The sequence below is a fragment of the Streptomyces sp. I05A-00742 genome, assembly GCF_013055795.1.
Classification (GTDB): Bacteria; Actinomycetota; Actinomycetes; order Streptomycetales; family Streptomycetaceae; genus Streptomyces.
Window position 1 is genome coordinate 84,411 of sequence record NZ_JABETO010000011.1, and the last position, 23,180, is coordinate 107,590.

Genomic DNA, 23,180 nt, shown 5'->3' on the forward strand with positions numbered 1-23,180 from the left:
CACCGTCCGGCCTACCGGTGCGTAGTTCGCCCGGCGCCGCCCGGGGAAGGCGGCGGGACCTCCGTCACTCGTAGGGAGTCTCCCCGCTGGGCCGATCGTGTGCAATGTGACGAACGAGGGTGGACGACGGCCGGATGGAGGAACGGCGTCCCGGCCCGCCCTTCGAAGGCCGTAGCGACTTCTGGCCTTCGAAGGCCCGGGTGTAGGCGGGGCGTATTTCTCCCTCGTACCGGAACATCAGCGCACGGTCGGCCCCTGACGGTCGTGTTCCACGCGCTCCGGAACGACGGGCGGCGGCGGTGCCGCCGCGAGGGTCGTCGAGAGCAGCCGCAGGGCCGCCTCCGACGGCGAACCGGGCTCCGCGCTGAACGCCAGGACCGACTGCGCGGTGCCGTCCGCCGCCGGCGCCCGCAGCATCTCGAACGACAGCGTCACCGCGCCCACCAGCGGGTGGTGCAGCTCCTTCGTCCCCGAGGTGCAGGCCCGCACCGGATGCCGCGCCCACAGCGCCGCGAACTCCGGGCTCTTCATCGTCAGTTCGCCCACCAGGGCGGCCAGCTGCTGATCGTCCGGGTGCTCGCCGGCCGCCAGCCGCAGCGCCGACACCGCGCGCCGGGACTCCACGCCCCACCGCGGGTAGAGCTCCCGCGCGTGCGGATCGAGGAACAGCAGCCGCTGCGAGTTGGGCCGGGCCGCCGGCCGGTGCGGGGCGTCCGCGTCCAGGTGACCCGCGATCAGGGCGTGGCCCAGGGGGTTCCAGTCCAGCACGTCGTAGCGGTGGTCGAGGACGACGGCCGGGACGTCGCCCATGGCCGCGACCAGCTGCCGCACCCCGGGCCGCACCCGCGCGGGCCGGGCGGCGGCGCGGCGCTCCGGGTGGGCCGGGCGGACCGGACGGGCCAGGTTCCGCAGGTGCGCGTGCTCGTCCGGGCTCAGCCGCAGGGCCCGCGCCAGCGCGTCCAGCACCCCGTCCGAGGCGTTGCCGGACTGGCCCTGCTCCAGCCGGGTGTAGTACGCCACGCTGACCCCCGCCAGCCGCGCCAGCTCCTCGCGCCGCAGGCCGGGCACCCGGCGCTGTCCGCCGTACGTGGCCAGGCCGATGTCCTCGGGCCGCAGCGCGGCGCGGCGGGTGCGCAGGAATTCGCCCAGTTCGGCAGGTGTGTCCATGGGGCCAGTCAAGCAGTGCCGCCGACCGGTCCGCCTGCCCCTGTCAGGGTCAGGCAGCAGGGGGGAATCAGAGGGAAAGAGCATCGGGCAGAAGGAGGCACTTGGCGTCTTGAGCCACGACCGCGGGCCCCGCGCCGCTACCGTCGTGCTCGTGAAGGCCATTCGTCGATTCAGCGTGCGCCCCGTCCTTCCGGAGCCCCTACGACCGCTCAGCGAGCTGGCGCGCAACCTGCGCTGGTCCTGGCATCCCGAGACCCGTGAGCTGTTCCAGACCCTCGATCCCGAGGGCTGGCGGGCGGCCGACGGCGATCCGCTGCGGCTGCTGGGCTCCGTTCCCGCCGCCCGGCTGACCGCCCTCGCCGAGGACCGCCGGTTCCGCCGGCGGCTCGCCGCGGCCGCCGACGACCTGCACGACTACCTCACCGGCAACCGCTGGTACCAGGAACAGCCGGCCGGACTGCCGGCCGCCGTCGCCTACTTCTCCCCCGAGTTCGGCATCACCGCGGCCCTCCCGCAGTACAGCGGCGGCCTCGGCATCCTNCGGCCGGACTGCCGGCCGCCGTCGCCTACTTCTCCCCCGAGTTCGGCATCACCGCGGCCCTCCCGCAGTACAGCGGCGGCCTCGGCATCCTCGCCGGCGACCATCTGAAGTCGGCCAGCGACCTCGGTGTCCCCCTCATCGGCGTGGGGCTGCTCTACCGGCACGGCTACTTCCGGCAGTCCCTCTCCCGCGAGGGCTGGCAGCAGGAGCACTACCCGCTGCTGGACCCCAACGAGCTCCCGCTGGCCCTGCTCCGCGAGACCGACGGCACCCCCGCCACCGTCGCCCTCGCCCTCCCCGGCGGCCGCTCCCTGCGTGCCCATGTCTGGAAGGCCGAGGTCGGCCGCGTCCCCCTGCTCCTGCTCGACTCCGACGTCGAGGAGAACGCGAGCGGCGAGCGCGACGTCACCGACCGGCTCTACGGCGGGGGCAGCGAGCACCGGCTGTTGCAGGAGATGCTGCTGGGCATCGGCGGCGTCCGGGCCGTCCGCGCCTACTGCCGGATCACCGGGCACCCCGCTCCCGAGGTCTTCCACACCAACGAGGGCCACGCCGGCTTCCTCGGCCTCGAACGCATCCGCGAACTGGCCGCGGAGGGGCTGGATTTCGACGCCGCCCTGGAGAGCGTCCGGGCCGGTGCCGTCTTCACCACCCACACCCCCGTCCCCGCCGGCATCGACCGTTTCGACCGCGACCTGGTCGCCCGGCACTTCGACGAGGGCGCCGAGCTGCCCGGCATCGACGTGGACCGCGTCCTGCGGCTCGGCGCCGAGGACTACCCCGGCGGCGACCCCGCCCTCTTCAACATGGCCGTGATGGGCCTGCGCCTCGCCCAGCGCGCCAACGGCGTCTCCACCCTGCACGGCCAGGTCAGCCGGCAGATGTTCGCCGGGCTCTGGCCCGGGTTCGACGACACCGAGGTGCCGATCACCTCCATCACCAACGGTGTCCACGCCCCCACCTGGGTCGCCCCCGAGGTCTTCCGCGTCGGCGCCCGCCGGATCGGCGTCGGCCGGGCCGAGGACGCGCTCACCCTCGGCGGCTCGGAGCGCTGGGACTCCGTCGCCGACATCTCCGACGCCGACATCTGGGAGCTCCGCCGCACGCTCCGCGAGCAGCTGGTGGACGAGGTCAGGGAGCGGCTGCGCGCCGCCTGGCGCGAGCGCGGCGCCGGGACGGCGGAGCTCGGCTGGATCGACGGGGTGCTCGACCCCGACATCCTCACCATCGGCTTCGCCCGCCGCGTGCCCTCCTACAAGCGCCTCACCCTGATGCTCCGCGACCGCGAACGGCTCACCCGGCTGCTGCTCGACCCGCAGCGCCCGATCCAGATCGTCGTCGCGGGCAAGGCCCACCCTGCCGACGACAGCGGCAAGCGGCTGGTCCAGGAGCTCGTCCGGTTCGCCGACGACCCGCGCGTGCGGCACCGGGTCGTCTTCCTGCCCGACTACGGCATGGCCATGGCCCAGAAGCTCTACCCCGGCTGTGACGTCTGGCTCAACAACCCCCTCCGGCCCCTGGAGGCGTGCGGCACCTCGGGGATGAAGGCCGCCCTCAACGGCTGCCTCAACCTCTCGGTGCTCGACGGCTGGTGGGACGAGTGGTACGAGCCCGACTTCGGCTGGGCCATCCCCACCGCCGACGGCGCGGCCACCGACGAGGAGCGCCGCGACGACCTGGAGGCCGCCGCCCTCTACGACCTGCTCGCCGAACGGGTCGCCCCGCGCTTCTACGACCGCGGCCCCGGCGGGCTGCCCGGCCGCTGGATCGAGATGGTCCGCGGCACCCTGGCCACGCTCGGGCCCAAGGTCCTCGCCGGCCGTATGGTCCGCGAGTACGTCGAACAGCTCTACGGCCCGGCCGCCGGGGCGCAGCGGGCGCTCACCCCCGACGCGGCGCGCGACCTCGCGGCCTGGAAGTCCCGGGTGCGTGCCGCGTGGCCCGCGGTCGCCGTCGACCATGTCGAGGCCGCCGCCGACGGGCCCCTCAACGGCACCGCCGAGCTGGGCTCCACCGTCACCCTCCGGGTGACCGTCAGCCTCGGCGACCTCGACCCGTCCGACGTCGAGGTGCAGGCCCTGGCCGGCCGGGTCGACGCCGGGGACCGGCTCACCGGCGCGGTCGCGGTTCCCCTCAAGCCCACCGGCACCCCGGCCCTCGACGGCCGGCGCCTCTACGAGGGCCCGCTCACCTTCGACCGCACCGGCCCCTTCGGCTACACCGTCCGCATCCTCCCCAGCCACCGCCTGCTCTCCGGCGGCGCGGAGATGGGCCTCGTCGCCGTCCCGGCGGAGGCGTCGGGGGAGGCGGCGGGGGTGCTGATGCGGTAGCGCGACCGTGCCCCGGGCGTCCGGCGCGTCCGCCCGGGGCACGGATCACTTGACGTTCACGGCGTCCCAGGCCGCCTGAACCGTCTTGTACTGCTTGCTCGTGGTGCCGTACAGGGCCTTGGCCGCCTTGAGGGTCGCGGCACGCGCGCCCTTGTAGTCGGTGGTCGACGTCATGTACGCGGTGAGCGCCTTGTACCAGATCTTCTCCGCCGCGCCGCGGCCGATGCCGGTGACCTTCTTGCCGTTGGCGGTGGGGCTGTTGTGCTTGAAGCCGTTGATGGTCTTGGCGCCGCTGCCCTCGGCGAGCAGGTAGAAGAAGTGGTTGGCGACGCCGGACGAGTAGTGCACGTCGAGGCTGCCGAGGCCCTTGCGCCAGGAGTCGGGGGAGTTGCCGTCCTTGCTGGGCTTGTCCATGTAGCGCAGCGGCTTGTGGTCGCCGAAGTAGTTGATCTGGTCGCCGACGAAGTAGTTGGCGGGCGTCTTCGGGTTCTTGGCGTAGAACTCGACGGCGGTGCCGAGGATGTCCGAGGTCGCCTCGTTGAGGCCGCCGGACTCGCCGGAGTACCGCAGCCCGGCGGTGGCGTTGGTGACGCCGTGGGTCATCTCGTGGCCGGCCATGTCGAGGGAGGTGAGGGGGCTCTTGTTGTCCCAGCCGTCGCCGTAGACCATGCAGAAGCAGTCCTCGTCCCAGAACGCGTTGTCGTAGTTCTTGCCGAAGTGGACGACGGAGACGGGCGCCTTGCCGTTGTTCTTGATGCCCTTGCGGCCATGGACGTTCTTGTAGTAGTCCCAGGTCATCGCGGCGCCGTACTGGGCGTCGACCGCGGCGGTCTGGGCCATGGACGGCTTGCCGTTGCCCCAGGTGTCCGTGGCGTTGGTGAAGGTGGGGCCCCACTGGGTCCAGCTGTTGCGGGCGTTGCGTATGAGGTGGCCGGCGCGGGCGGTGTCCTTCATCAGGAACTTCTTGCCGTCCCTGACCGTGCCGATCTTCACCTTGCCGTTGTACTGGCCGGTCCCGGTGCCGGTCACGACGGCCTCGTACGAGTAGAGCTTCCCGCCGGTGGTGGCGTCGGTGATGACGTGCGTCCGGCTGGGGGTGCCGTCGTGCTGCCGGCCGCCGACGACGGTCTCGTAGGCGAGGACGGGCTTGCCGGAGGCGGCCCAGATCACCTTGCGCGGGGCACGGACCGGGGCGGGTGCGCCGGGGGCGGCGGACAGCGCGGAGCGCCCCGCGGCGGGGGCCGGGACCTTCGGCTCGGTGGTGGGGACCTTGATGGCGGCCTCGGTGGCCTTGGTGACGTCCTCGACCTTGCCGCGCCCGTCCTGGTGGACGACGAGGTCGCCGCCGAGGACCGGCAGCCCGTCGTACGTCCGCTCGTAGCGGGTGTGGACGGTGCCGTCGGGGTCGGTGACGGTCCCGCGCGGGATCAGCCGCTCCTTGCTCCCCAGGTGCAGCGCCCCGGCCGGGTCCTCGGTACCTGCGGCCTGCGCCGGGGAACCGGTGAAGCCGCCGGCGAGCAGCACGGCGGCGATCGTGGCGGCGCCGGTGGCGACGGCCGGACGACGGGAGGGGTGGGACGCACGGGACACGCGAGGGCTCCTGACCGAGGGATTGAGGGGAGGGGAAGGGAGGAACGGCGAACGGCGGGCGGCCGTCCGGAGGGAGTCCCCGGACGGCCACCCGCCGTCGGTGGTTACTTGACGTTCACGGCGTCCCAGGCCGCCTGAACCGTCTTGTACTGGCTGCTCTTGGTGCCGTACAGGGCCTTGGCCGCCTTCAGGGTCGCGGAGCGCGCGCCCTTGTAGTCGGTGGTCGACGCCATGTACGCGGTGAGCGCCTTGTACCAGATCTTCTCGGCGGCACCGCGGCCGATGCCGCGGACCTTCTTGCCGCCCCAGGTCGGGCTGTTGTACTTCACGCCGTTGATGGTCTTGGCGCCACTGCCCTCGGCGAGCAGGTAGAAGAAGTGGTTGGCCACGCCGGACGAGTAGTGCACGTCCAGCTTGCCGAGGTTCGGACGCCAGTAGTCGGCGGAACGGCCGTCCTTGCTGGGCTTGTCCATGTAGCGGAGCGGCTTGCCCATCTTCTCGCCGATGAGGTAGTCGCCCTTGTCACGGGAGTTGCGGGCGTAGAACTCGACGGCGGTGCCGAAGATGTCCGACGTGGCCTCGTTCAGGCCACCGGACTCGCCCTTGTAGCGCAGCCGGGCGGTGGCGGAGGTGACGCCGTGCGTCATCTCGTGGCCCGCGACGTCGAGGGCGGTCAGCGGGGACTTGTTGCCCTTGCCGTCGCCGTAGACCATGCAGAAGCACTCGTCCGACCAGAAGGCGTTGTTGTAGCCGTTGCCGTAGTGGACGAAGGAGTTGGCGGCCTTGCCGTTGCCCCTGATGCCCTTGCGGCCGAGGACGTTCTTGTAGTAGTCCCAGGTCTTCGCGGCGCCGTACTGGGCGTCCACCGCGGCGGTCTGGGCCATGCTCTGCTTGCCGTTGCCCCAGACGTCGCGCGAGTTGCTGAAGGCCGGGAAGGTGCCGGACGTCCTGTTCTTGGCGTGGAAGGTCGTGTGACCGCCCCGGGCGGTGTCCTTCATGTAGAACTTGCCGCCGGACCGCAGCGAGTTGACCGGGACCTTGCCGTTGTACTGGCCGGTGCCGGTGCCCGTCTCGATGGCCTGGTACTCGTCCAGCTTCTTGCCGGTGGTGGCGTCGGTGACCACGTGCAACTCGCTGGGGGTGCCGTCGTGCTGGAGGCCGCCGATGACGGTCTCGTAGGCGAGGACGGGCTGACCCTCGGCCGCCCAGATCACCTTGCGCGGGGCCTGGTTGCGCACGAAGGCGCCCACGCCGTCCTTGTCGGACTCCGCCGCCGCCAGCGCGGCCCGGCCGGCGGCGGGGGCCGCGAGCTTCGCCTTGGTGGTGGGGACCTTGATGGTGGCCTCGGTGGCCTTGGTGACGTCCTCGACCTTGCCGTCCTTGTCCTGGTGGACGACGAGGTCGCCGCCGAGGACCGGGAGGCCCTCGTAGGTGCGCTCGAAACGGGTGTGGACCGTGCCGTCCGCGTCGGTGATCGTGCCGCGCGGGACCAGCCGCTCCTTGCCGCTCAGGTGCAGCGCCTTGGCGGGGTCCTCCTGGCCGGCCGCCTGGGCCGGGGCCCCGGCGAAGCCGGAGGCGAGGAGGGCCGCGGCGACGGTGGCCGCGCTCGCGGCGACGGCGGGGCGGCGGAGCCCGGAACGGGCTATTCGGGACGTGTGACGCACGCATGCTCCTGGCAGGTGGGGGGACTCGGACGCGGGGATCGCGACCGAGCGTCAGTTTGATCGAACCTGCGTGCGTTCTGCCGGGAATATCGGGGCTGTTGTGGCGGCGGTTTGATAAAGATTTTCCGTGAGTTCAGGGTATTGGTGGATAATTCGGGCGAATTGCCCATTCCGTTTGTGTAGAGGGGACCGGGCCGCGTGGTCCGCCCGGGGAGCAGGCACAAGAGAAAGACGCCGCCCGGGGGAGTCGGTGCTCACCCCGGACGGCGCCCGGTCGTTCGGTGCCGGCTGTCAGAAGGTCAGCCGCCACTTGTCGATGCTGCCGGAGTCACCCGAGTACACGTCCTGGACCTTGAGCTTCCAGGTGCCGTTGGCCGTGACGCCGGAGGCGTCCACCGTGTAGGTCTCGGAGACGTCCGCGGTCGAGTCCCAGGCGTCGGCGTTCTTCAGCCGCCAGGTCTTGCCGTTGGGGGCGACCAGGTCGATCGCGAGGTCACCGCGGTAGGTGTGCGTGATGTTCACGTCCACCTTGAGGGCCGACGAGCCGTTGCCGCTGCGGGTCACCACGATGGGCGAGTTCACGGCCGCGCCCGCGTCCGGGATGGCCACCTCGGTGGTGTTCTCGAAGACGCTGCCGCCGCCCGTGGTGTTGACCGTCCACTTGAAGGACGTCGTACCGGACTTGCCGGCGGAGTCCTTCACCGTCACCGTCACGTCGCTGGTGCCGGTGGCGGTCGGGGTGCCGGAGATCAGGCCGGTGGAGGCGTTGATCGACAGGCCGGCCGGCAGTCCGGTGGCCGAGTAGGTCAGCGCGCCGCTGGTGCCCGTCGCCTTGATCTGGAGCGAGACGGCCTGGTTCACGATGCTGGTCTGGTCGCCGGGGCTGGTGACCGAGACGCCGGTGGAGGCACGGGGGCCGACGTTGATGGCGGCCCAGGCGTTGGCCACGTTGTTGTACGTGTCGCTGTTGACACCGAACAACTCGCCGGCCGCCCACAGGGTGGCGTCGCGCGCGCCCTTGTAGTCGGTGTTGGAGCGCATCCGCTCGGTCAGCGCCTTGAACCAGATCTTCGCGGCGTTGTCCCGGCCGATGCCGGTGACCGGCAGCCCGTCCGAGGTGGGGCTGTCGTAGTGCACGCCGTTGATGTCCTTGGCGCCGCTGCCCTCGGAGGCCAGGTAGAACCAGTGGTTGGCCGGGCCGGACGAGTAGTGCACGTCGATGCCGCCGAGACCGGAGTACCAGGCGTCCTTCGAGGCGCGGTCCTTGCTGGGCTTGTCCATGTAGCGCAGCGGGGTGCCGTCACCGTTGATGTTGATCTTCTCGCCGACCAGGTAGTCGCCCGGGTCCGAGCTGTTGTTGCCCCAGAACTCCACGGCCGCGGCGAAGATGTCCGAGGTCGCCTCGTTGAGGCCGCCCGACTCGCCGCTGTAGGTCAGATTGGCGGTGGCGGAGGTGACGCCGTGCGTCATCTCGTGCGCGGCCACGTCGATCGACGTCAGCGGCTTCTTGTTCTGCGAGCCGTCGCCGTAGGTCATGCAGAAGCAGCTGTCGTCCCAGAAGGCGTTGACGTAGTTGTTGCCGTAGTGCACCCGGCTGTAGGCGCCGACGCCGTCGCCGCGGATGCCGCTGCGGCCGTGGACGTTCTTGTAGTAGTCCCAGGTCAGCTGGGCGCCGTAGTGCGCGTCGACACCGGCGGTCGCCGCGTCGTTGGTGGTGCCGTCGCCCCAGGTGTCGTCGGCGTCGGTGAACAGGGTTCCCGTGCCCGACGAGCCGCGGTTGAGGTTGTTCGTCTTGTGGTTGCCGCGCGTCGTGTCGTTGAGCTGGTACGAACTGCCGGACTTGGACGTTCCGATGGTGACCTGGCCGCTGTACTGGCTGTTGCCCGTGCCCTGCTTGACGCCCTGGAACTCGAAGAGCTTCTTCCCGGTCTTCGCGTCCGTGATGACGTGCAGCTGGTTGGGGGTGCCGTCGTGCTGGAGGCCGCCGATGACGGTCTCGTAGGCGAGAACGGGCTTGCCGTCCGCGGCCCAGACGACCTTGCGCGGGGCGCGGTCGGCCTTGCCGGACTTCGAGCCCTTCGCCCGCGCGGACTTCACCGCGTCCTTCTCGGCGGCGGAGGCCGCCAGGGACGGGGTGGTGGAGGCGACCGCGATGCGCTGCTTGGTGGCCTTCGCGACGGTCTTGACCTGGCCGCCCTTGGTGGCGTCGACCACGAGGTCGCCGCCGAGGACGGGCAGGCCGTCGTAGGTGCGCTCGTACCGCGTGTGCACCGTGCCGTTGACGTCCTTGACGACGTCCCGGACGACCAGCTTCTCCTTGGCCCCGAGGCCCAGGGTCTTCGCGGTCTCGGCCTTGGTGGCGTTGGCGTCGCGTATCAGCTCGGCGCGTTGCGAGGGCGACAGCTTGGTCGGCAGGGCGCCCGGGTCCGCCTTCTGGATCTGCTGCCGGGGGGCCGGAGCGGCCTTGTCCTGACCGGCGGTGGCGGAGGTCGTCTGGACGCCGACGGCGAGCATCGCCGTGACGGCGACGAGCGCACCGGTGGCGACGGCGCGTCTATGGGGGGTGGGTCTCACGCTGACTCCTTCTGCGGCGACCACGACCGGTGGGTGTGTGGCCGAATGGGCGACCGGGCGGCGTGGGGGCCGCCCGGCTGTTCACGGCAGAACCAGTGGAGATAAGAGAGGAGGAAAGGGGTGTTCCCGTCCGATGCGGAAGCCTCGGGCGGGACCTTGGAGAGGGGGCTTCGACGCTGAAGCCTCGATGCGGAACGTCTCGCTGTGGGGGGTTCTCGCTGGGGGGGTGCGGGGTGGGGGGTGTTCCGGCGCCGGTTGTGGGTGAAGAGTGCCACCGACGCCCGGTGGATGTCAGGGGCGCGTCAACAAGTTGGCCGGAAAATGTCCGTTGGCAAAAGATCGCTGTCCGCATAGCGGGCGGTATGGCGGGAGTTGGGGGAGTGGCGGTCCGGCCGGACTTGGCGCGCGGGGTGTCGAGGGGGCGGCCCGGGGGAAGGGCGGGCGTTCTTGTTCATGGCCGGGAACGGCCGGGGCGCGGCGCTTACCGGAGCGGCCACCTCCGAGTGGAGGGGCTGCTTCCCGTGCCCGCCCGCCGTGTCCGGCGGTGCTTCACGGGTGGTTGCCGACGGCCGGGGCCCGGTCCTTCCCGGCGTCCTCAGCGGTGGTTCCCGGGCCCGCGGCCGGAGGCTCCCAGGCCCTTCAGCCGGTGGCTCCCGGACCCCGCGGTCGTGGGTTCCCGGGCCCCTCGGCCGTTGCGTTGCTCCCGGGCCCCGCGGCCGGTGGCTCCCGGACCCCGCGGTCGTGGGCTCCCAGGCCCCTCGGCCGTAGCTCCCGGGCCCCGCCCGCTCACACCAGGCTCTCCCGCCACGCCCGGTGCAGGGAGGCGAACCGGCCGGTCCCGGCGATGAGTTCGGCCGGAGCGCCGTCCTCCACGACACGGCCGTCGGCCATGACGAGCACGCGGTCCGCGATCTCGACCGTGGACAGGCGGTGGGCGATGACCACGGCGGTCCGTCCCCGCAGCACCGTGCGCATGGCGCGCTGGACCGCGCGTTCGCCGGGGATGTCGAGGGAGGAGGTGGCCTCGTCGAGGACGATGACGGCGGGGTCGGCGAGCAGGGCGCGGGCGAAGGCGACCAGTTGGCGCTGGCCGGCGGAGATGCGGCCGCCGCGCTTGCGGACGTCGGTGTCGTAGCCGTCGGGCAGCGCGGTGATGAAGTCGTGGGCGCCGATGGCCTTCGCGGCCCGCTCGATGTCCTCGCGGGTGGCGTCGGGGCGGCCGATGGCGATGTTGTCGGCGACGGTGCCGGAGAAGAGGAACGCCTCCTGGGTGACCATCACCACGTGGCGGCGAAGGTCGGCGGCGGCGAGGTCGGTGAGCGGGACGCCGTCGAGGAGGACCCGGCCCCCGGTCGGGTCGTAGAACCGCGCCAGGAGCTTGGCCAGCGTGGACTTCCCGGCGCCGGTGGAGCCGACGACCGCGACGGTCCGGCCGGCGGCGAGCGTGAGGTCGAACGGGGGCAGGACCTCGCCGCCCGTGCGGTAGGCGAAGCTCACGCCCTTGAAGACGACCTCGCTGCCGGGCCGGTCGGCCGGGCGGGCGGGCAGGGCCGCGGGGTGCTCGGGCTCGGGGACGGTGGGGCGCTGGGCCAGCAGCCCGGCGATCTTCTCCAGGGAGGCGGCGGCGGACTGGTACGAGTTGAGGAACATGCCGATCTGGTCGACCGGGTCGTAGAGCCGCCGCAGGTACAGCACCGCCGCCGCGAGCACCCCGAGCTCCAGGTCGCCGGAGGCCACCCGGTAGGAGCTCCAGACCACGATCGCGGCCAGCGAGCCGTTGCACAGCAGCCGCGAGGTCATCACATAGCGGCCCATGTTGATCATCGCGGCGGCGGTGGTCTCCCGGTGCCGCAGGTTGAGCACGTCGAAGTGCTCCTCGTTGACGGCCTCCCTGCGGAACGCCTGCACCGGCCGGATGCCGTTCATCGTCTCGGTGAACTTCACGATGACCGCGGCGGTGGCCGTGGACTTGAGGCGGTGCACGGCCAGCGTCCGGCGCTGGTAGCCGCGCAGGACGACGAGGAGCGGGAGGAAGGAGACGACGGCCGCCGCGCCCGTCCCCCAGTCCAGCCAGAGCAGGGTCGCGGAGACGAGGAGCAGCGAGGCGACGATGCCCATGAGCTCCTGGAGCCCGTCGTTGAGCAGTTCGCGCAGCGCCTCCACGTCGGTGGTGGCCCGGGAGATCACCCGGCCCGAGGTGTAGCGCTCGTGGAAGTCGATGCTCAGGGTCTGCGCGTGCCGGAAGATACGGCCCCGCAGGTCGAGCAGCGCGTTCTGGCCGACGCGGGCCGAGACCCGGATGAAGGCGATCTGGAGCAGGCCGGAGGCCAGGGCGCAGGCCAGGTAGGCGGTGCCGACGGCGACGAGCGGGCCGTAGTCGTCCCGGCGGACGGCGGGCACGCCGCGGTCGATCGCGTAGGCGACGAGCAGCGGCCCGGCCTGCACGGCGGCCTGCTGGAGCAGCAGCAGGAGCACGGTGAGCCACACCCGCCCGCGGGCGGGTGCCAGCAGGGAGCGCAGCAGCGCCAGGGAGGCGCCCTTGGGGGCGGGCAGGACGTCCTGTGCCACGGGGTCGCCGGCGGACGGGTCCGGGGCGTCCGGGGCGATTTCCTCGGTGCGCCGGGCGTCGGTGTCCGTCGGGCCGGAGACGGTGGAGGTCATCGGCGGTCGTCCCCTTCCATTGCCATGCGTGCCCCGTGTGCACCGTGCTCGTCGTGCGCACGGTGTTCGCCGTGGTCGCCGGGTGGTTCCGGTTCGCCCCCGGGCGCGGACATCAGCCACGCGTACTCACGGCTCTCGCGCAGCAGTTGCTGATGGGTGCCGACCGCCGCTATGCGCCCCTCCGACAGGAGCGCCACCCGGTCGGCGAGGAGCACGGTGGAGGGCCGGTGGGCCACGACGAGTGCGGTCGTGGTCGCCAGGACGTCCCGCAGCGCCTGTTCGACCAGGGCCTCGGTGTGCACGTCGAGCGCCGAGAGCGGGTCGTCGAGGATGAGGAAGCGGGGGCTGCCGATCACCGCCCGGGCGAGGGCGAGCCGTTGGCGCTGACCGCCGGAGAGGCTCAGGCCCTGCTCACCGACCTGCGTCCCGGCCCCCTGCGGCAGGGCCCGGACGAAGCCGTCGGCCTGCGCGACGGCCAGCGCCCGGTCCAGCTCGGGCGTTCCGGCGCCCGCCGCGCCCATCAGGACGTTCTCGCCGACGCTCGCGCTGAAGAGGGTGGGCTCCTCGAAGGCCACCGACACCAGTTCGCGCAGCCGCTCGCGGGGGAGCGCGGCGATGTCCCGGCCGTCGAGCGTGATCCGGCCGGCGGTCGCCTCGTGCAGCCGGGGGATCAGCGCGGTCAGGGTGGTCTTGCCGCTGCCGGTGGCCCCGACCAGGGCCATGGTCTCGCCGGTCCTGATGTGCAGGTCGATGCCGCGCAGCACGGGCGGGGCGTCCGGCGGGGCGTCGGGGTAGCGGAACTCCACGCCCTCCATGCGCAGCCCGTCGTCCGGCGCGGCGGGGGCGGTCTCCGTCCCTGCCGCCGCCGTGGCCGGCGCGGTGTCGTCGGGCGCGGGGACGTCCAGCACCTCGAAGAAGCGGTCCGTCGCGGTGGCGGCCTCGTTCGACAGCGCCAGCAGGAAGCCGATGGACTCCACCGGCCAGCGCAGCGCCAGCGCCGTCGACAGGAACGCCACCAGCGCTCCGGCCGTCAGTGCGCCGTCGGCGACCTGCTGGACGCCCAGCACCAGCGCCGCCCCGATCGCCAGTTCGGGCAGGATCATGATGACCGCCCAGAGGGAGCCCAGCAGCCGGGCCTTGCGCAGCTCCGTCGAGCGCAGCCGGCCGGAGAGCTCCGCGAAGGCCCGCTGCTGGCCGCGGTGGCGCCCGAAGCCCTTGATGATGCGGATGCCGAGGACGCTCTCCTCCACCACCGTGGTCAGATCGCCGACCTGGTCCTGGGCGGTGCGCGCCGCCCGCGAGTAGCGCACCTCGAAGTAGCGGCAGAGGATGACCAGCGGGACGACCGGGGCGAGCAGCACCAGCCCCAGCGTCCACCGTTGGAGCAGCAGGATGACGAACCCGATGATGATCGTCAGGCCGTTGACGGCGAGGAACGTCAGCGCGAAGGCCAGGAAGATGCGCAGCAGCATCAGGTCGGTGGTGGCCCGGGAGAGCAACTGCCCGGAGGGCCACCGGTCGTGGAAGGCGACGGGCAGCCGCTGGAGGTGCCGGTAGAGCGCCGCGCGCATGGACGCCTCGACGTCGGCGAGCGGCCGGGCCACCAGCATCCGGCGCACCCCGAAGAGCCCGGCCTCCAGGACCCCCAGCGTCAGGACTGTCAGCCCGCCGAGCCACACCCCGGACGGATCGCGGTCCGCGATCGGGCCGTCCACGATCCACTTGAGGGCCAGCGGGATGACCAGCCCCATGCAGGACGCCAGCACGGCGACGACACCGCCGATGAGCAGCCGGCCGCGGGCCGGCCGCACGAACGGCCACAGGCGCAGCAGCGAGCGCACGACGGAGCGGTGCGCCTCGGCTCCGGGTGCTTCACGGGTTCCGGTCATCAGTGCGGAGCCTACGGCGGACCACTGACAACGCTCACTCGGATTTCCGCCCTAGTCCCCGGGACGGGGGCTCCCTCCCCGGCCCTTCCCCGACACCGGCCCCGGGAGCACCTTCCACACCACAACGGACCGCTCGCCCACGGTAATTGGCGCCCCCGCCGCGCACCGTGCGCCCGGAGCGTCCTCCTGTTCCTCCAGGGCCGTGTCGACCAGCAGCTCGTACCCCTCGGCCCACGGCGGCCCGGGCAGCGTGAACCGGATCGGTCCGTCCCCTGCGTGCAGGACGACCAGGAAACTGTCGTCCGTGACGGGCGCGCCGTCCGGCCCGTGCTGCGGGATGTCGCCGCCGGAGAGGTACATGCCGAGCGTGGCGGCGGGGGCGTACCAGTCCGACTCTGTCATCTCGGTGCCGCGCGCGGTGAACCAGGCGAGGTCCCGCAGGCCGTCCAGGGACTGCGGGCGGCCGGAGAAGAAGGCGCGGCTGCGCAGCACCGGGTGGGCGCGGCGCAGGGCGAGCAGCCGGGAGGCGAGGTCGGTGAGGGCGCGCCAGCCCGGGTCGGACAGCAGGGACCAGTCCACCCAGCCGGTCTCGTTGTCCTGGCAGTAGGCGTTGTTGTTGCCGCCCTGGGTGCGGCCCATCTCGTCCCCGGCGACGAGCATCGGCACGCCGGTGGAGAGCAGCAGCGTGGTCAGCAGGTTGCGCAGCTGCCGCCGGCGCAGGGCCAGGACGCCGGCGTCGTCCGTCGGCCCCTCGGCGCCGCAGTTCCATGACCGGTTGTCGTCGCTTCCGTCCCGGTTTCCCTCGCCATTGGCCTCGTTGTGCTTGAGGCCGTAACTCACCAGGTCCCTGAGAGTGAATCCGTCATGTGCGGTGACGAAGTTGACCGAGGCGTACGGCCGGCGGCCGCCCCAGGCGTAGAGGTCGCTGGAGCCGGAGAGCCGGTAGCCCAGGTCCCGGAGGTCCGGCAGGGCGCCGCGCCAGAAGTCGCGCACCGCGTCGCGGTAGCGGTCGTTCCACTCGGTCCACAGCGGGGGGAAGTGCCCCACCTGGTAGCCGCCGGAGCCCACGTCCCACGGCTCGGCGATCAGCTTGACCCGGCGCAGCACCGGGTCCTGGGCGATGACGGCGAGGAACGGCGACAGCATGTCGACGTCGTGCATCGACCGGGCGAGCGCCGCCGCCAGGTCGAAGCGGAAGCCGTCGACGCCCATCTCGGTCACCCAGTACCGCAGCGAATCGGTGATCAGCCGCAGCACGTTGGGCTGGACGACGTGCAAGGTGTTGCCGCAGCCGGTGTAGTCGGCGTAGCGGCGGGGGTCCTCCTGGAGCCGGTAGTAGCGCCGGTTGTCGACGCCGCGCAGGGACAGCGTCGGTCCCAGCTCGCCGCCCTCGGCGGTGTGGTTGTAGACCACGTCGAGGATGACCTCGATCCCGGCCGCGTGCAGCGCCCGGACCATCCGCCGGAACTCGCCGACCTGCTGCCCCCGCGTCCCGGTGGCCGCGTAGGCGGCGTGCGGCGCGAAGTACCCGATGGAGTTGTAGCCCCAGTAGTTGCGCAGCCCGCGGCGGAGCAGGTGGTCCTCGTGGGCGAACTGGTGGACGGGCAGCAGTTCGACGGCGGTCACGCCGAGGCGGACGAGGTGGTCCAGGGCGGCCGGGTGGGCGAGCCCGGCGTAGGTGCCGCGCAGCGGCTCGGGCACGCCGGGGTGGCGCATGGTGAAGCCGCGGACGTGCAGCTCGTAGATGACGGTGTCGGCCCAGGCGGTCCCGGGCCGGTGGTCGCCCGCCGGATCGTTCGGGGCGTCGTGGTCCGCGACGACAACGCCCTTGGGGACGAACGGGGCCGAGTCCCGCTCGTCGCGGACGGTGTCGGCGACGTGCTGCTGCGGCCAGTCGCGGACGTGCCCGTACACTTCCGGCGGCAGCGGTCCCGGACGGCCCGGCGGGGACCCGAAGTCGCCGTCGACGGCCCGGGCACAGGGGTCGAGCAGCAGTTTCGCGGGGTTCCAGCGGGCGCCCGTCCATGGGTCCCACCGGCCGTGGACCCGGTAGCCGTAGCGCTGTCCCGGCAGGACGCCGGGCAGGAAGCCGTGCCATATCTCGTGCGTCAACTCGCCGAGGAAGTGCCGGGTTTCGCGCAGGCCGCCCGCGCCGTCGTCGTCGAAGAGGCACACCTCCACCGCTTCCGCGCCCCCGGCCCACAGGGCGAAGTTCGTCCCGGCGACCCCGTGGGCGCCCACGCCGAACCGGGCGCCCAGCGGCTCGGGGGAGCCCGGCCACACCGCCCCGGCGCCGTGTTCGACCGGCCGGCCGTTGACCGCGGCGGACGGTGGCCCGGCCGTCCGGGCCGGCGGTCCGAAGTGGGGGCGGCGCCCCGTCTCTTGCTCCGGTGTGCTCGACACGTGTTCGCCTCCGGCGGCTCTCGGACGGCGCACACCGGGCACCTGGCTTCCCGTTCCGGGTGTCTGGCGATGCGGCCTCCGCCCCGCGTCCCGGGGCTCCTCGGGGTTTCCTTCCCACTCCTGCCCGGTTCCGCGCATGCGCTCCCAGGTGTGACCGGGCGCAGCAAGCGAGTGCCGTCACGTTTCCCGTGGCGCACCGTGTCGTTGGGACGGATGTGACAGGATTTGCCCTCCCGCGCGCCCTGCGCGGACTGTGCGCTCTGGCCGCCCTCGCGACGCTCTGCGGCTGTGCCGCGGAGGCCCCCCGTACCGTGCGGCCGCCCGCGAAGGTGGTGCCCTCGGACGACCCGCGGCCGGTCGCCGGGCTGATCCGGGTCACCCCGCGGGACGGCACGCGGAACGTACGGGCCGCGGACCGGTTCGAGGTGCGGGTGCGGCAGGGGCGGCTGGAACGGGTGCGGGCGGTGCGTGTCCGGGACGGCGTACGGCGGCCGGTCGCCGGACGGATCGCCCCCGACGGTCGCAGCTGGCGGCCGTCCGGCCGCCGGATCGCCCTCGCCGCCCGCTACACCGTGGACGCCGTGGCCCGGGACGCGGCGGGCCACCGGGCGACGGAGCACGCCGAGTTCAGGACGTACGTCCCGGCCCACCGCTTCGTCGCCGTCCTCACCCCCACCCCGGGCGCCACGGTGGGCACGGGCATGATCGTCTCGTTCGGCTTCAGCCGCCCGGTCACCGACCGGGCCGCCGTGGAGCGGGCCATCCGGGTCACCGCCCGGCCGGGGACGGAGGTCGCCGGCCACTGGTTCGGCCCGTCCCGGCTGGACTTCCGGCCGCGCCACCGCTGGACGCCCGGCTCCCTCGTCACCGTCGACCTGCGGCTGCGCGACGTCCGTGCGGCGCCCGGCGTCTACGGACTCCAGCGCAGAACCGTCACCTTCGGCGTGGGCCGCGACCAGGTGAGCACGGTGGACGCCGCCACGCACACCATGCGGGTCGTCCGCGCAGGCCGGCCGCTGCGCACGGTGCCCGTCACGACCGGCGCCCCGGGCACCGAGACGTACACCGGGCGGATGGTCATCAGCGAGAAGTGGCCGGTGACCCGGATGAACGGGGACACGGTCGGCTTCGGGGGCGCGTACGACATCAAGGACGTACCGCACGCGATGCGGCTCACCGCCACGGGAACGTTCCTGCATGGCAACTACTGGCTGCCGCCCGAGGCGTTCGGCAGCCGGAACCTGAGCCACGGCTGCATCGGGCTGCGGGACGCCGAGCACGGCGACACCACCACCCCGGCCGCCTGGTTCTACGGGGCGTCCCTCGTCGGTGACACCGTCGAGGTGATCAACTCGGGGCGGCGGCCGGTGCTGCCGGACAACGGGCTGGGTGGCTGGAACCTGACCTGGGACCAGTGGCTCGCGGGCTCCGCGCTGGGGGTGGATTGACCCGGTCGGCACCGTATGCCCGGGGCACACGTGCCACTTGGAACGGAACGGTGACCTTCACGGGGCCGGTGCTGTCCGATGCGTATGGTTATCTATCGCCATGCGCGGATGTCGCGCTTCGGGGGCGCCGCGTGGCCGCGGGCCGTGCGATGAGGAGAGACCGTAGTGAACGTGCTGCCCATGTCCGGGAATCGGGGGAGACGGGGCCGCCGGGGGGCGCTGTCCGCCGTGCTGCTGGCCGCGGTGATGACCGTGGCGACCGCCTGCGGGGGCGGCGGGGGAGACTCCGAGCCCGGTAAGAAGGCGCGCGGGAAGCTCACCGCCGAAGGACCGTCCCAGGCCGTGGTGTCGATAGCCGTCAAGGACGGCGCGACCGAGGTCAGGACCAGCGGGGCGCTCAAGGTCACCGCCCGGAAGGGAAGCCTGAAGTCGGTCAAGGTGACCGACGGCAAGGGCAAGGAGATAGAGGGCAAGATATCCGGCGGCGGGTCCACCTGGGAGCCCGTCGCCCACCTGGCCGCCTCCACCAAGTACTCGGTGGACGCGATAGCCAAGGACAAGGAGGGCCGTGAGTCCGCGAAGCACGCGTCCTTCACCACCCTCACTCCGAAGAACACCTTCGCCGGTTACTTCACCCCCGAGGACGGCAGCACCGTCGGCGTGGGCATGCCGGTCTCGCTGACCTTCAGCCGGGGCATCACCAACCCCAAGGCCGTGGAGCGGGCCGTCAAGGTGACCGCCGAGCCGGCCGTCGACATCAAGCCGCACTGGTTCGGCAACGACCGCGTCGACTTCCGCCCGGAGAAGTACTGGGCCGCCGGCACCAAGGTGACGCTCAACCTGAACCTCAACGGTGTCGAGGGCCGCCCCGGCGTCTACGGCACGCAGAGCAAGACCGTGAGGTTCACCGTCGGCCGCTCCCAGGTGAGCACGGTGGACGCCCGTGCGCACACCATGAAGGTCGAGCGCGACGGCAAGGTCATCAAGACCATCCCGATCTCCGCGGGCGCCCCCGGCCACTCGACCTACAACGGTCAGATGGTCATCAGTGAGAAGTACGAGGTGACCCGGATGAACGGGGACACCGTCGGCTTCGGCGGCGAGTACGACATCAAGGACGTGCCGCACGCGATGCGCCTGTCCACCTCGGGCACCTTCATCCACGGCAACTACTGGTCCGGCTCCGGCACCTTCGGCTCCGAGAACGCCAGCCACGGCTGCGTCGGCCTGGAGGATCAGCGCGGCGGCGGCGACCCCTCGATGCCCGGCTCCTGGTTCTTCAAGAACTCGATGATCGGTGACCTCGTCGTCGTGAAGAACTCCGACGACAAGGTGATCCAGCCCGAGAACGGCCTCAACGGCTGGAACATGCCGTGGTCGGAGTGGACCAAGGGCAGCTGAATCCTTCCGGCTGAGCCCATACTGAATCCGTTCCGTGGCGACGGCCCGGCGCACTGTGACCAAGTGCACCGGGCCGTCGGCCTTTCCCGGCGTCTAACCTGCTGGCATGACTGTGCATCTTGAGGTCGCGGAGGGCGTCGGCACCGTCCGGCTCGACCGTCCGCCGATGAACGCGCTGGACATCGCCACCCAGGACCGGATCCGGGAGCTGGCCGAGGAGGTGACCCACCGCGCGGACGTCCGGGCCGTGGTGCTCTGGGGCGGGGAGAAGGTGTTCGCGGCCGGCGCGGACATCAAGGAGATGCGGGACATGGACCACCCGGCCATGATCGCCCGGTCCCGGTCCCTCCAGGACGCCTTCACCGCCGTCGCCCGCATCCCCAAGCCGGTGGTCGCGGCGGTCACCGGCTACGCGCTGGGCGGCGGTTGCGAACTCGCGCTCTGCGCCGACTTCCGGATCGCCGCCGACAACGCCAAGCTCGGCCAGCCGGAGATCCTGCTCGGTCTGATCCCGGGCGCGGGCGGTACCCAGCGGCTCCCGCGGCTGATCGGGCCCTCCCGGGCCAAGGACCTCATCTTCACCGGCCGTCAGGTCAAGGCCGACGAGGCGCTGGCCATCGGTCTGGTGGACCGGGTCGTCCCCGCCGCCGAGGTGTACGAGCAGGCGCAGGCCTGGGCTGCCCGGCTCGCCGCCGGTCCCGCCATCGCGCTCCGCGCGGCGAAGGAGTCGGTGGACTCCGGCCTTGAGACCGACATCGACACCGGACTGGCCGTCGAGCGCAACTGGTTCGCCGGGCTCTTCGCCACCGAGGACCGGGAAATCGGTATGCGCAGCTTTGTCGAGGACGGTCCCGGCAAGGCCAAGTTCGTCTGATCGCGGGCCAATTGGAGTGGGTCGCCCCGGTGGCCCGGCCGGATGTACGCGGAAGAATGCGTTCCGGGGGTTGCCTCTTGTGGGGGAATTTCGCGGGACGTGCGGACCCTTGGTGTTGACCCGGCCGGGCACCGTCGGCGATCTTTCGAGCGCAGGCGGTCATCGCAGGTCAGTCGTGGTGCGAGGGCGTGGATGGGGCCCCTGGCATATGTCATCGCGGGGCCTCGGAGCCGGGCCTTCCGGAAAACCGAATCCGAAGGTTCCACTCCCGGACGGCTTTTCGGCGGCCATCATGGGGTGCATGGCGGGTCTGGAGGGAACGGAGCAGCCGCGGCGCGGGGTCGGTACGGCCGAGGCGCGGTGGGCTCCGGCCGTTGACGACGAACTGGCGCTCAAGGCGCTCGAACGGTACGGCGACCCCACGGTCGCCGAGGTACGGATGCCCTCCTGCCCGGAGTCGACGGTCGCCGTCCGCCGGCTCGCCCAGTCGGTGATCCTCAGCTACTGGGGCCTCTCCGCCCAGCTCGCCGAGCACGCGGTGCTGCTGGTCTCCGAGCTCGTCGGCAACGCCGTCCGGCACACGGGCGCCCGGCACTTCGGGCTGCGGATGGCGCGCCGCCGGGGCTGGATCCGGGTGGAGGTGCGCGACCCCTCGCGGGGGCTGCCGTGCCTGATCCCGGTGGGCGAGCTGGACATCAGCGGGCGGGGGCTGTTCCTCGTCGACCGGCTCTCCGACCGGTGGGGCGTGGACCTGCTGGCGCGGGGCAAGACGACGTGGTTCGAGATGCGCGTCGCCGACCGCTGAGGCGCTCCTGGTGCCGATACGCTCCGGGTGCCGATCTTGAGGATCGGCTTCCGTTTCCTTCGCTACGCCGAGAGGCCCCTGTCCGTCGTCCTGCGACGGGTGGGGGCCTCTTCATGGCGACGCGGAGAAGTGGGGTGTGCTCCGCGGCGTGGAACGACCGAGCCCGGGTCAATGGGGGTCGTGGCACCGACTATGGCAGATGGGGCGCGCTCCGGCCAAAGAGAGAATCGGAACATATACGGGCAATCTCCACAATGACTCTGGGTAATCAAAGGTGAGATGCGCCACTCGCCTTGTTTTCCATGAATCAATACCGTCAACTGCTTATGTATATACGCCTGTCCGAGGTTGTTGGCGCGCCGGTGCTTGCGTGTGGCACCGGATGTGGGTGTCATGTCCCCGTCCGCGTGTTCCGAACTCCCGCCGCCTGGAGGCCTCATGGACGACCCGCCGCTGGACGACACGGCCCCCGATGAGGTCCCCCCGCCCGCCGTGCCCCGGCGCCGCGCCCTCGGCGGCGCCGCCACGCTCCTCGGGGCGGCGGCCCTGGGGGCGGCCGCCGCCTTCAGCGTCGGACGGCCCGCGGCCTCGGCCGCCTCGCGGCCCCCGGACGGGTACCCGGCCACCCACTGGATACCGGCCAACAGCGCCAACTACACGGTCTCCGGCCGCCCCGGCTCGTACCCGGTCGAGTACGTCGTGATCCATGTGACCCAGGAGACCTTCCCGGACACCGTCAAGATCTTCCAGAACCCGAAGTCCAAGGTCTCCGCGCACTACGCCGTCGCCTCGGCCGACGGCTACATCGCCCAGTTCGTCCGCGAACGGGACATCGCCTGGCACGCGGGCAACTGGAACTACAACACCCGCAGCATCGGCATCGAGCACGAGGGCTGGGTGGACCGCCCCGAGTACTTCACGGACGCGCTCTACCGCTCCTCCGCCCGGCTCGCCGCCGCGGTCTGCGCGCGCTACGGCATCCCCGTGAGCCGCGAACGCATCATCGGCCACATCGAGGTGCCGGGCTCCACGCACACCGACCCGGGCCCGTACTGGGACTGGGACCGCTACCTGGAACTGGTGGCCGGACACTCCGCGTCGGGCGGCTGAATCGGGCGGATAATCTGTGCCGGTCAACAAGCCCGCGGCGCACAGCGCGCGGCAGATCAGGGGAGGCCCACATGGCTGACATCGAGGAAGCGCGCAAGACCTTCGCGCAGTTCGACACCGACGGCGACGGGTTCATCACGGCGGCCGAGTATCGGAGCGCGATGGCCCGGCTCGGCGACCCGTTCGTCACCGAGCCCGTGGCCCAGGCGGTCATCAACTCCAAGGACGGCAACGGCGACGGCCTGATGTCGTTCGACGAGTTCTGGGCCGCCCACAGCAAGGCCTGATCCGCCGCGCGGGCCGGTGCCCCGGGGGTCGGTGTCCCCGGGCCGGGTGTCCCTGCGGGCCGGTGTCCCCGGGGGCGGGTCTCCTCCGGGGGACGGGTCAGCGCCCGCCCCGCCGCTGGGCGCCGGCCCGGCGCCGCGCGTCGTTGCACAGCAGACAGCGCCCCCAGCCCGGGGGCAGCGGATCGTGTTTGTCCCCGTACAGCGGGTCCACGGCTCCGCGGGGGTGCACCGAGCACCCCGTCGCGCCGTGCACGGCACCCAGGGCCCGGGCGGCGTCCAGCGCCCGGCGCAGGGCGTCGACGATCTGCTCGGTCTCCTGGGCGGTGGGCGTGGTCTCCAGGGCGTAGGCGATGTCCGAAGCGGTGTTGAGCGCGCTGTGGAGTTCGCGCAGGTCTGCGTAACTCATGCCAGGGAGCGTACGCGGACCCACTGACAA

General features: G+C 72.1%; 14 protein-coding genes and 1 pseudogene. 7 read left to right on the forward strand and 8 right to left on the reverse strand.

What is annotated here, in order from left to right; genetic code table 11:
* Positions 1–237: 237 nt before the first annotated feature.
* Positions 238–1,167: a helix-turn-helix domain-containing protein gene (locus tag HN013_RS13565; RefSeq protein ID WP_171166364.1), complete on the reverse strand. Its 930-nt coding sequence runs from the start codon at positions 1,165–1,167 to the stop codon at positions 238–240.
* A gap of 151 nt (positions 1,168–1,318) precedes the next feature.
* On the opposite strand from HN013_RS13565, the pseudogene glgP reads away from it, so the two are divergent.
* A pseudogene (glgP, locus tag HN013_RS13570) lies at positions 1,319–4,038 on the forward strand (alpha-glucan family phosphorylase).
* 45 nt (positions 4,039–4,083) lie between these two features.
* On the opposite strand, the gene HN013_RS13575 reads toward glgP, so the two are convergent.
* From HN013_RS13575 to glgX, 6 genes are all read right to left on the reverse strand, one after another.
* Positions 4,084–5,628 carry a M4 family metallopeptidase gene (locus HN013_RS13575; protein WP_171166365.1) on the reverse strand — a complete coding sequence of 515 codons (1,545 nt, stop codon included), beginning with the start codon at positions 5,626–5,628 and terminating at the stop codon, positions 4,084–4,086.
* 104 nt (positions 5,629–5,732) lie between these two features.
* Positions 5,733–7,292, reverse strand: coding sequence for a M4 family metallopeptidase (locus HN013_RS13580; RefSeq protein ID WP_171166366.1), 1,560 nt, complete (start codon positions 7,290–7,292; stop codon positions 5,733–5,735).
* A 291-nt stretch (positions 7,293–7,583) separates the two neighbouring features.
* A complete protein-coding gene (locus HN013_RS13585) occupies positions 7,584–9,866 on the reverse strand; it encodes a M4 family metallopeptidase (RefSeq protein WP_171166367.1) in 2,283 nt (760 codons plus the stop codon).
* Positions 9,867–10,652: 786 nt separating this feature from the next.
* On the reverse strand, positions 10,653–12,527 hold the full coding sequence (locus tag HN013_RS13590; protein WP_171166368.1) for an ABC transporter ATP-binding protein: 1,875 nt from the start codon (positions 12,525–12,527) through the stop codon (positions 10,653–10,655).
* Entirely contained in the window at positions 12,524–14,416 is a 1,893-nt protein-coding gene (locus HN013_RS13595) for an ABC transporter ATP-binding protein (RefSeq protein WP_171166369.1), read from the reverse strand. The genes HN013_RS13590 and HN013_RS13595 overlap by 4 nt, the downstream gene beginning before the upstream one ends.
* 51 nt (positions 14,417–14,467) lie before the next feature.
* Positions 14,468–16,819, reverse strand: coding sequence for a glycogen debranching protein GlgX (glgX, locus tag HN013_RS13600; RefSeq protein ID WP_171166370.1), 2,352 nt, complete (start codon positions 16,817–16,819; stop codon positions 14,468–14,470).
* Between the two features lie 215 nt (positions 16,820–17,034).
* On the opposite strand from glgX, the gene HN013_RS13605 reads away from it, so the two are divergent.
* The 6 genes from HN013_RS13605 (at position 17,035) to HN013_RS13630 (ending at position 22,744) form a co-directional block, all read left to right on the forward strand.
* On the forward strand, positions 17,035–18,267 hold the full coding sequence (locus HN013_RS13605) for an Ig-like domain-containing protein (RefSeq protein WP_171166371.1): 1,233 nt from the start codon (positions 17,035–17,037) through the stop codon (positions 18,265–18,267).
* A 180-nt stretch (positions 18,268–18,447) separates the two neighbouring features.
* Positions 18,448–19,668, forward strand: coding sequence for an Ig-like domain-containing protein (locus HN013_RS13610; RefSeq protein ID WP_171166446.1), 1,221 nt, complete (start codon positions 18,448–18,450; stop codon positions 19,666–19,668).
* A 106-nt stretch (positions 19,669–19,774) separates the two neighbouring features.
* Positions 19,775–20,542, forward strand: coding sequence for an enoyl-CoA hydratase/isomerase family protein (locus tag HN013_RS13615; protein ID WP_171166372.1), 768 nt, complete (start codon positions 19,775–19,777; stop codon positions 20,540–20,542).
* A 301-nt stretch (positions 20,543–20,843) separates the two neighbouring features.
* On the forward strand, positions 20,844–21,347 hold the full coding sequence (locus HN013_RS13620; RefSeq protein ID WP_171166373.1) for an ATP-binding protein: 504 nt from the start codon (positions 20,844–20,846) through the stop codon (positions 21,345–21,347).
* A 438-nt stretch (positions 21,348–21,785) separates the two neighbouring features.
* Positions 21,786–22,457 carry an N-acetylmuramoyl-L-alanine amidase gene (locus tag HN013_RS13625; protein WP_171166374.1) on the forward strand — a complete coding sequence of 224 codons (672 nt, stop codon included), beginning with the start codon at positions 21,786–21,788 and terminating at the stop codon, positions 22,455–22,457.
* 71 nt (positions 22,458–22,528) lie between these two features.
* Positions 22,529–22,744, forward strand: coding sequence for an EF-hand domain-containing protein (locus tag HN013_RS13630; RefSeq protein ID WP_171166375.1), 216 nt, complete (start codon positions 22,529–22,531; stop codon positions 22,742–22,744).
* A gap of 97 nt (positions 22,745–22,841) precedes the next feature.
* On the opposite strand, the gene HN013_RS13635 is transcribed toward HN013_RS13630, so the two are convergent.
* The gene (locus HN013_RS13635) at positions 22,842–23,150 is read right to left on the reverse strand and encodes a hypothetical protein (protein ID WP_171166376.1); all 309 of its coding nucleotides are present in this window, start codon (positions 23,148–23,150) and stop codon (positions 22,842–22,844) included.
* Positions 23,151–23,180 lie beyond the last annotated feature (30 nt).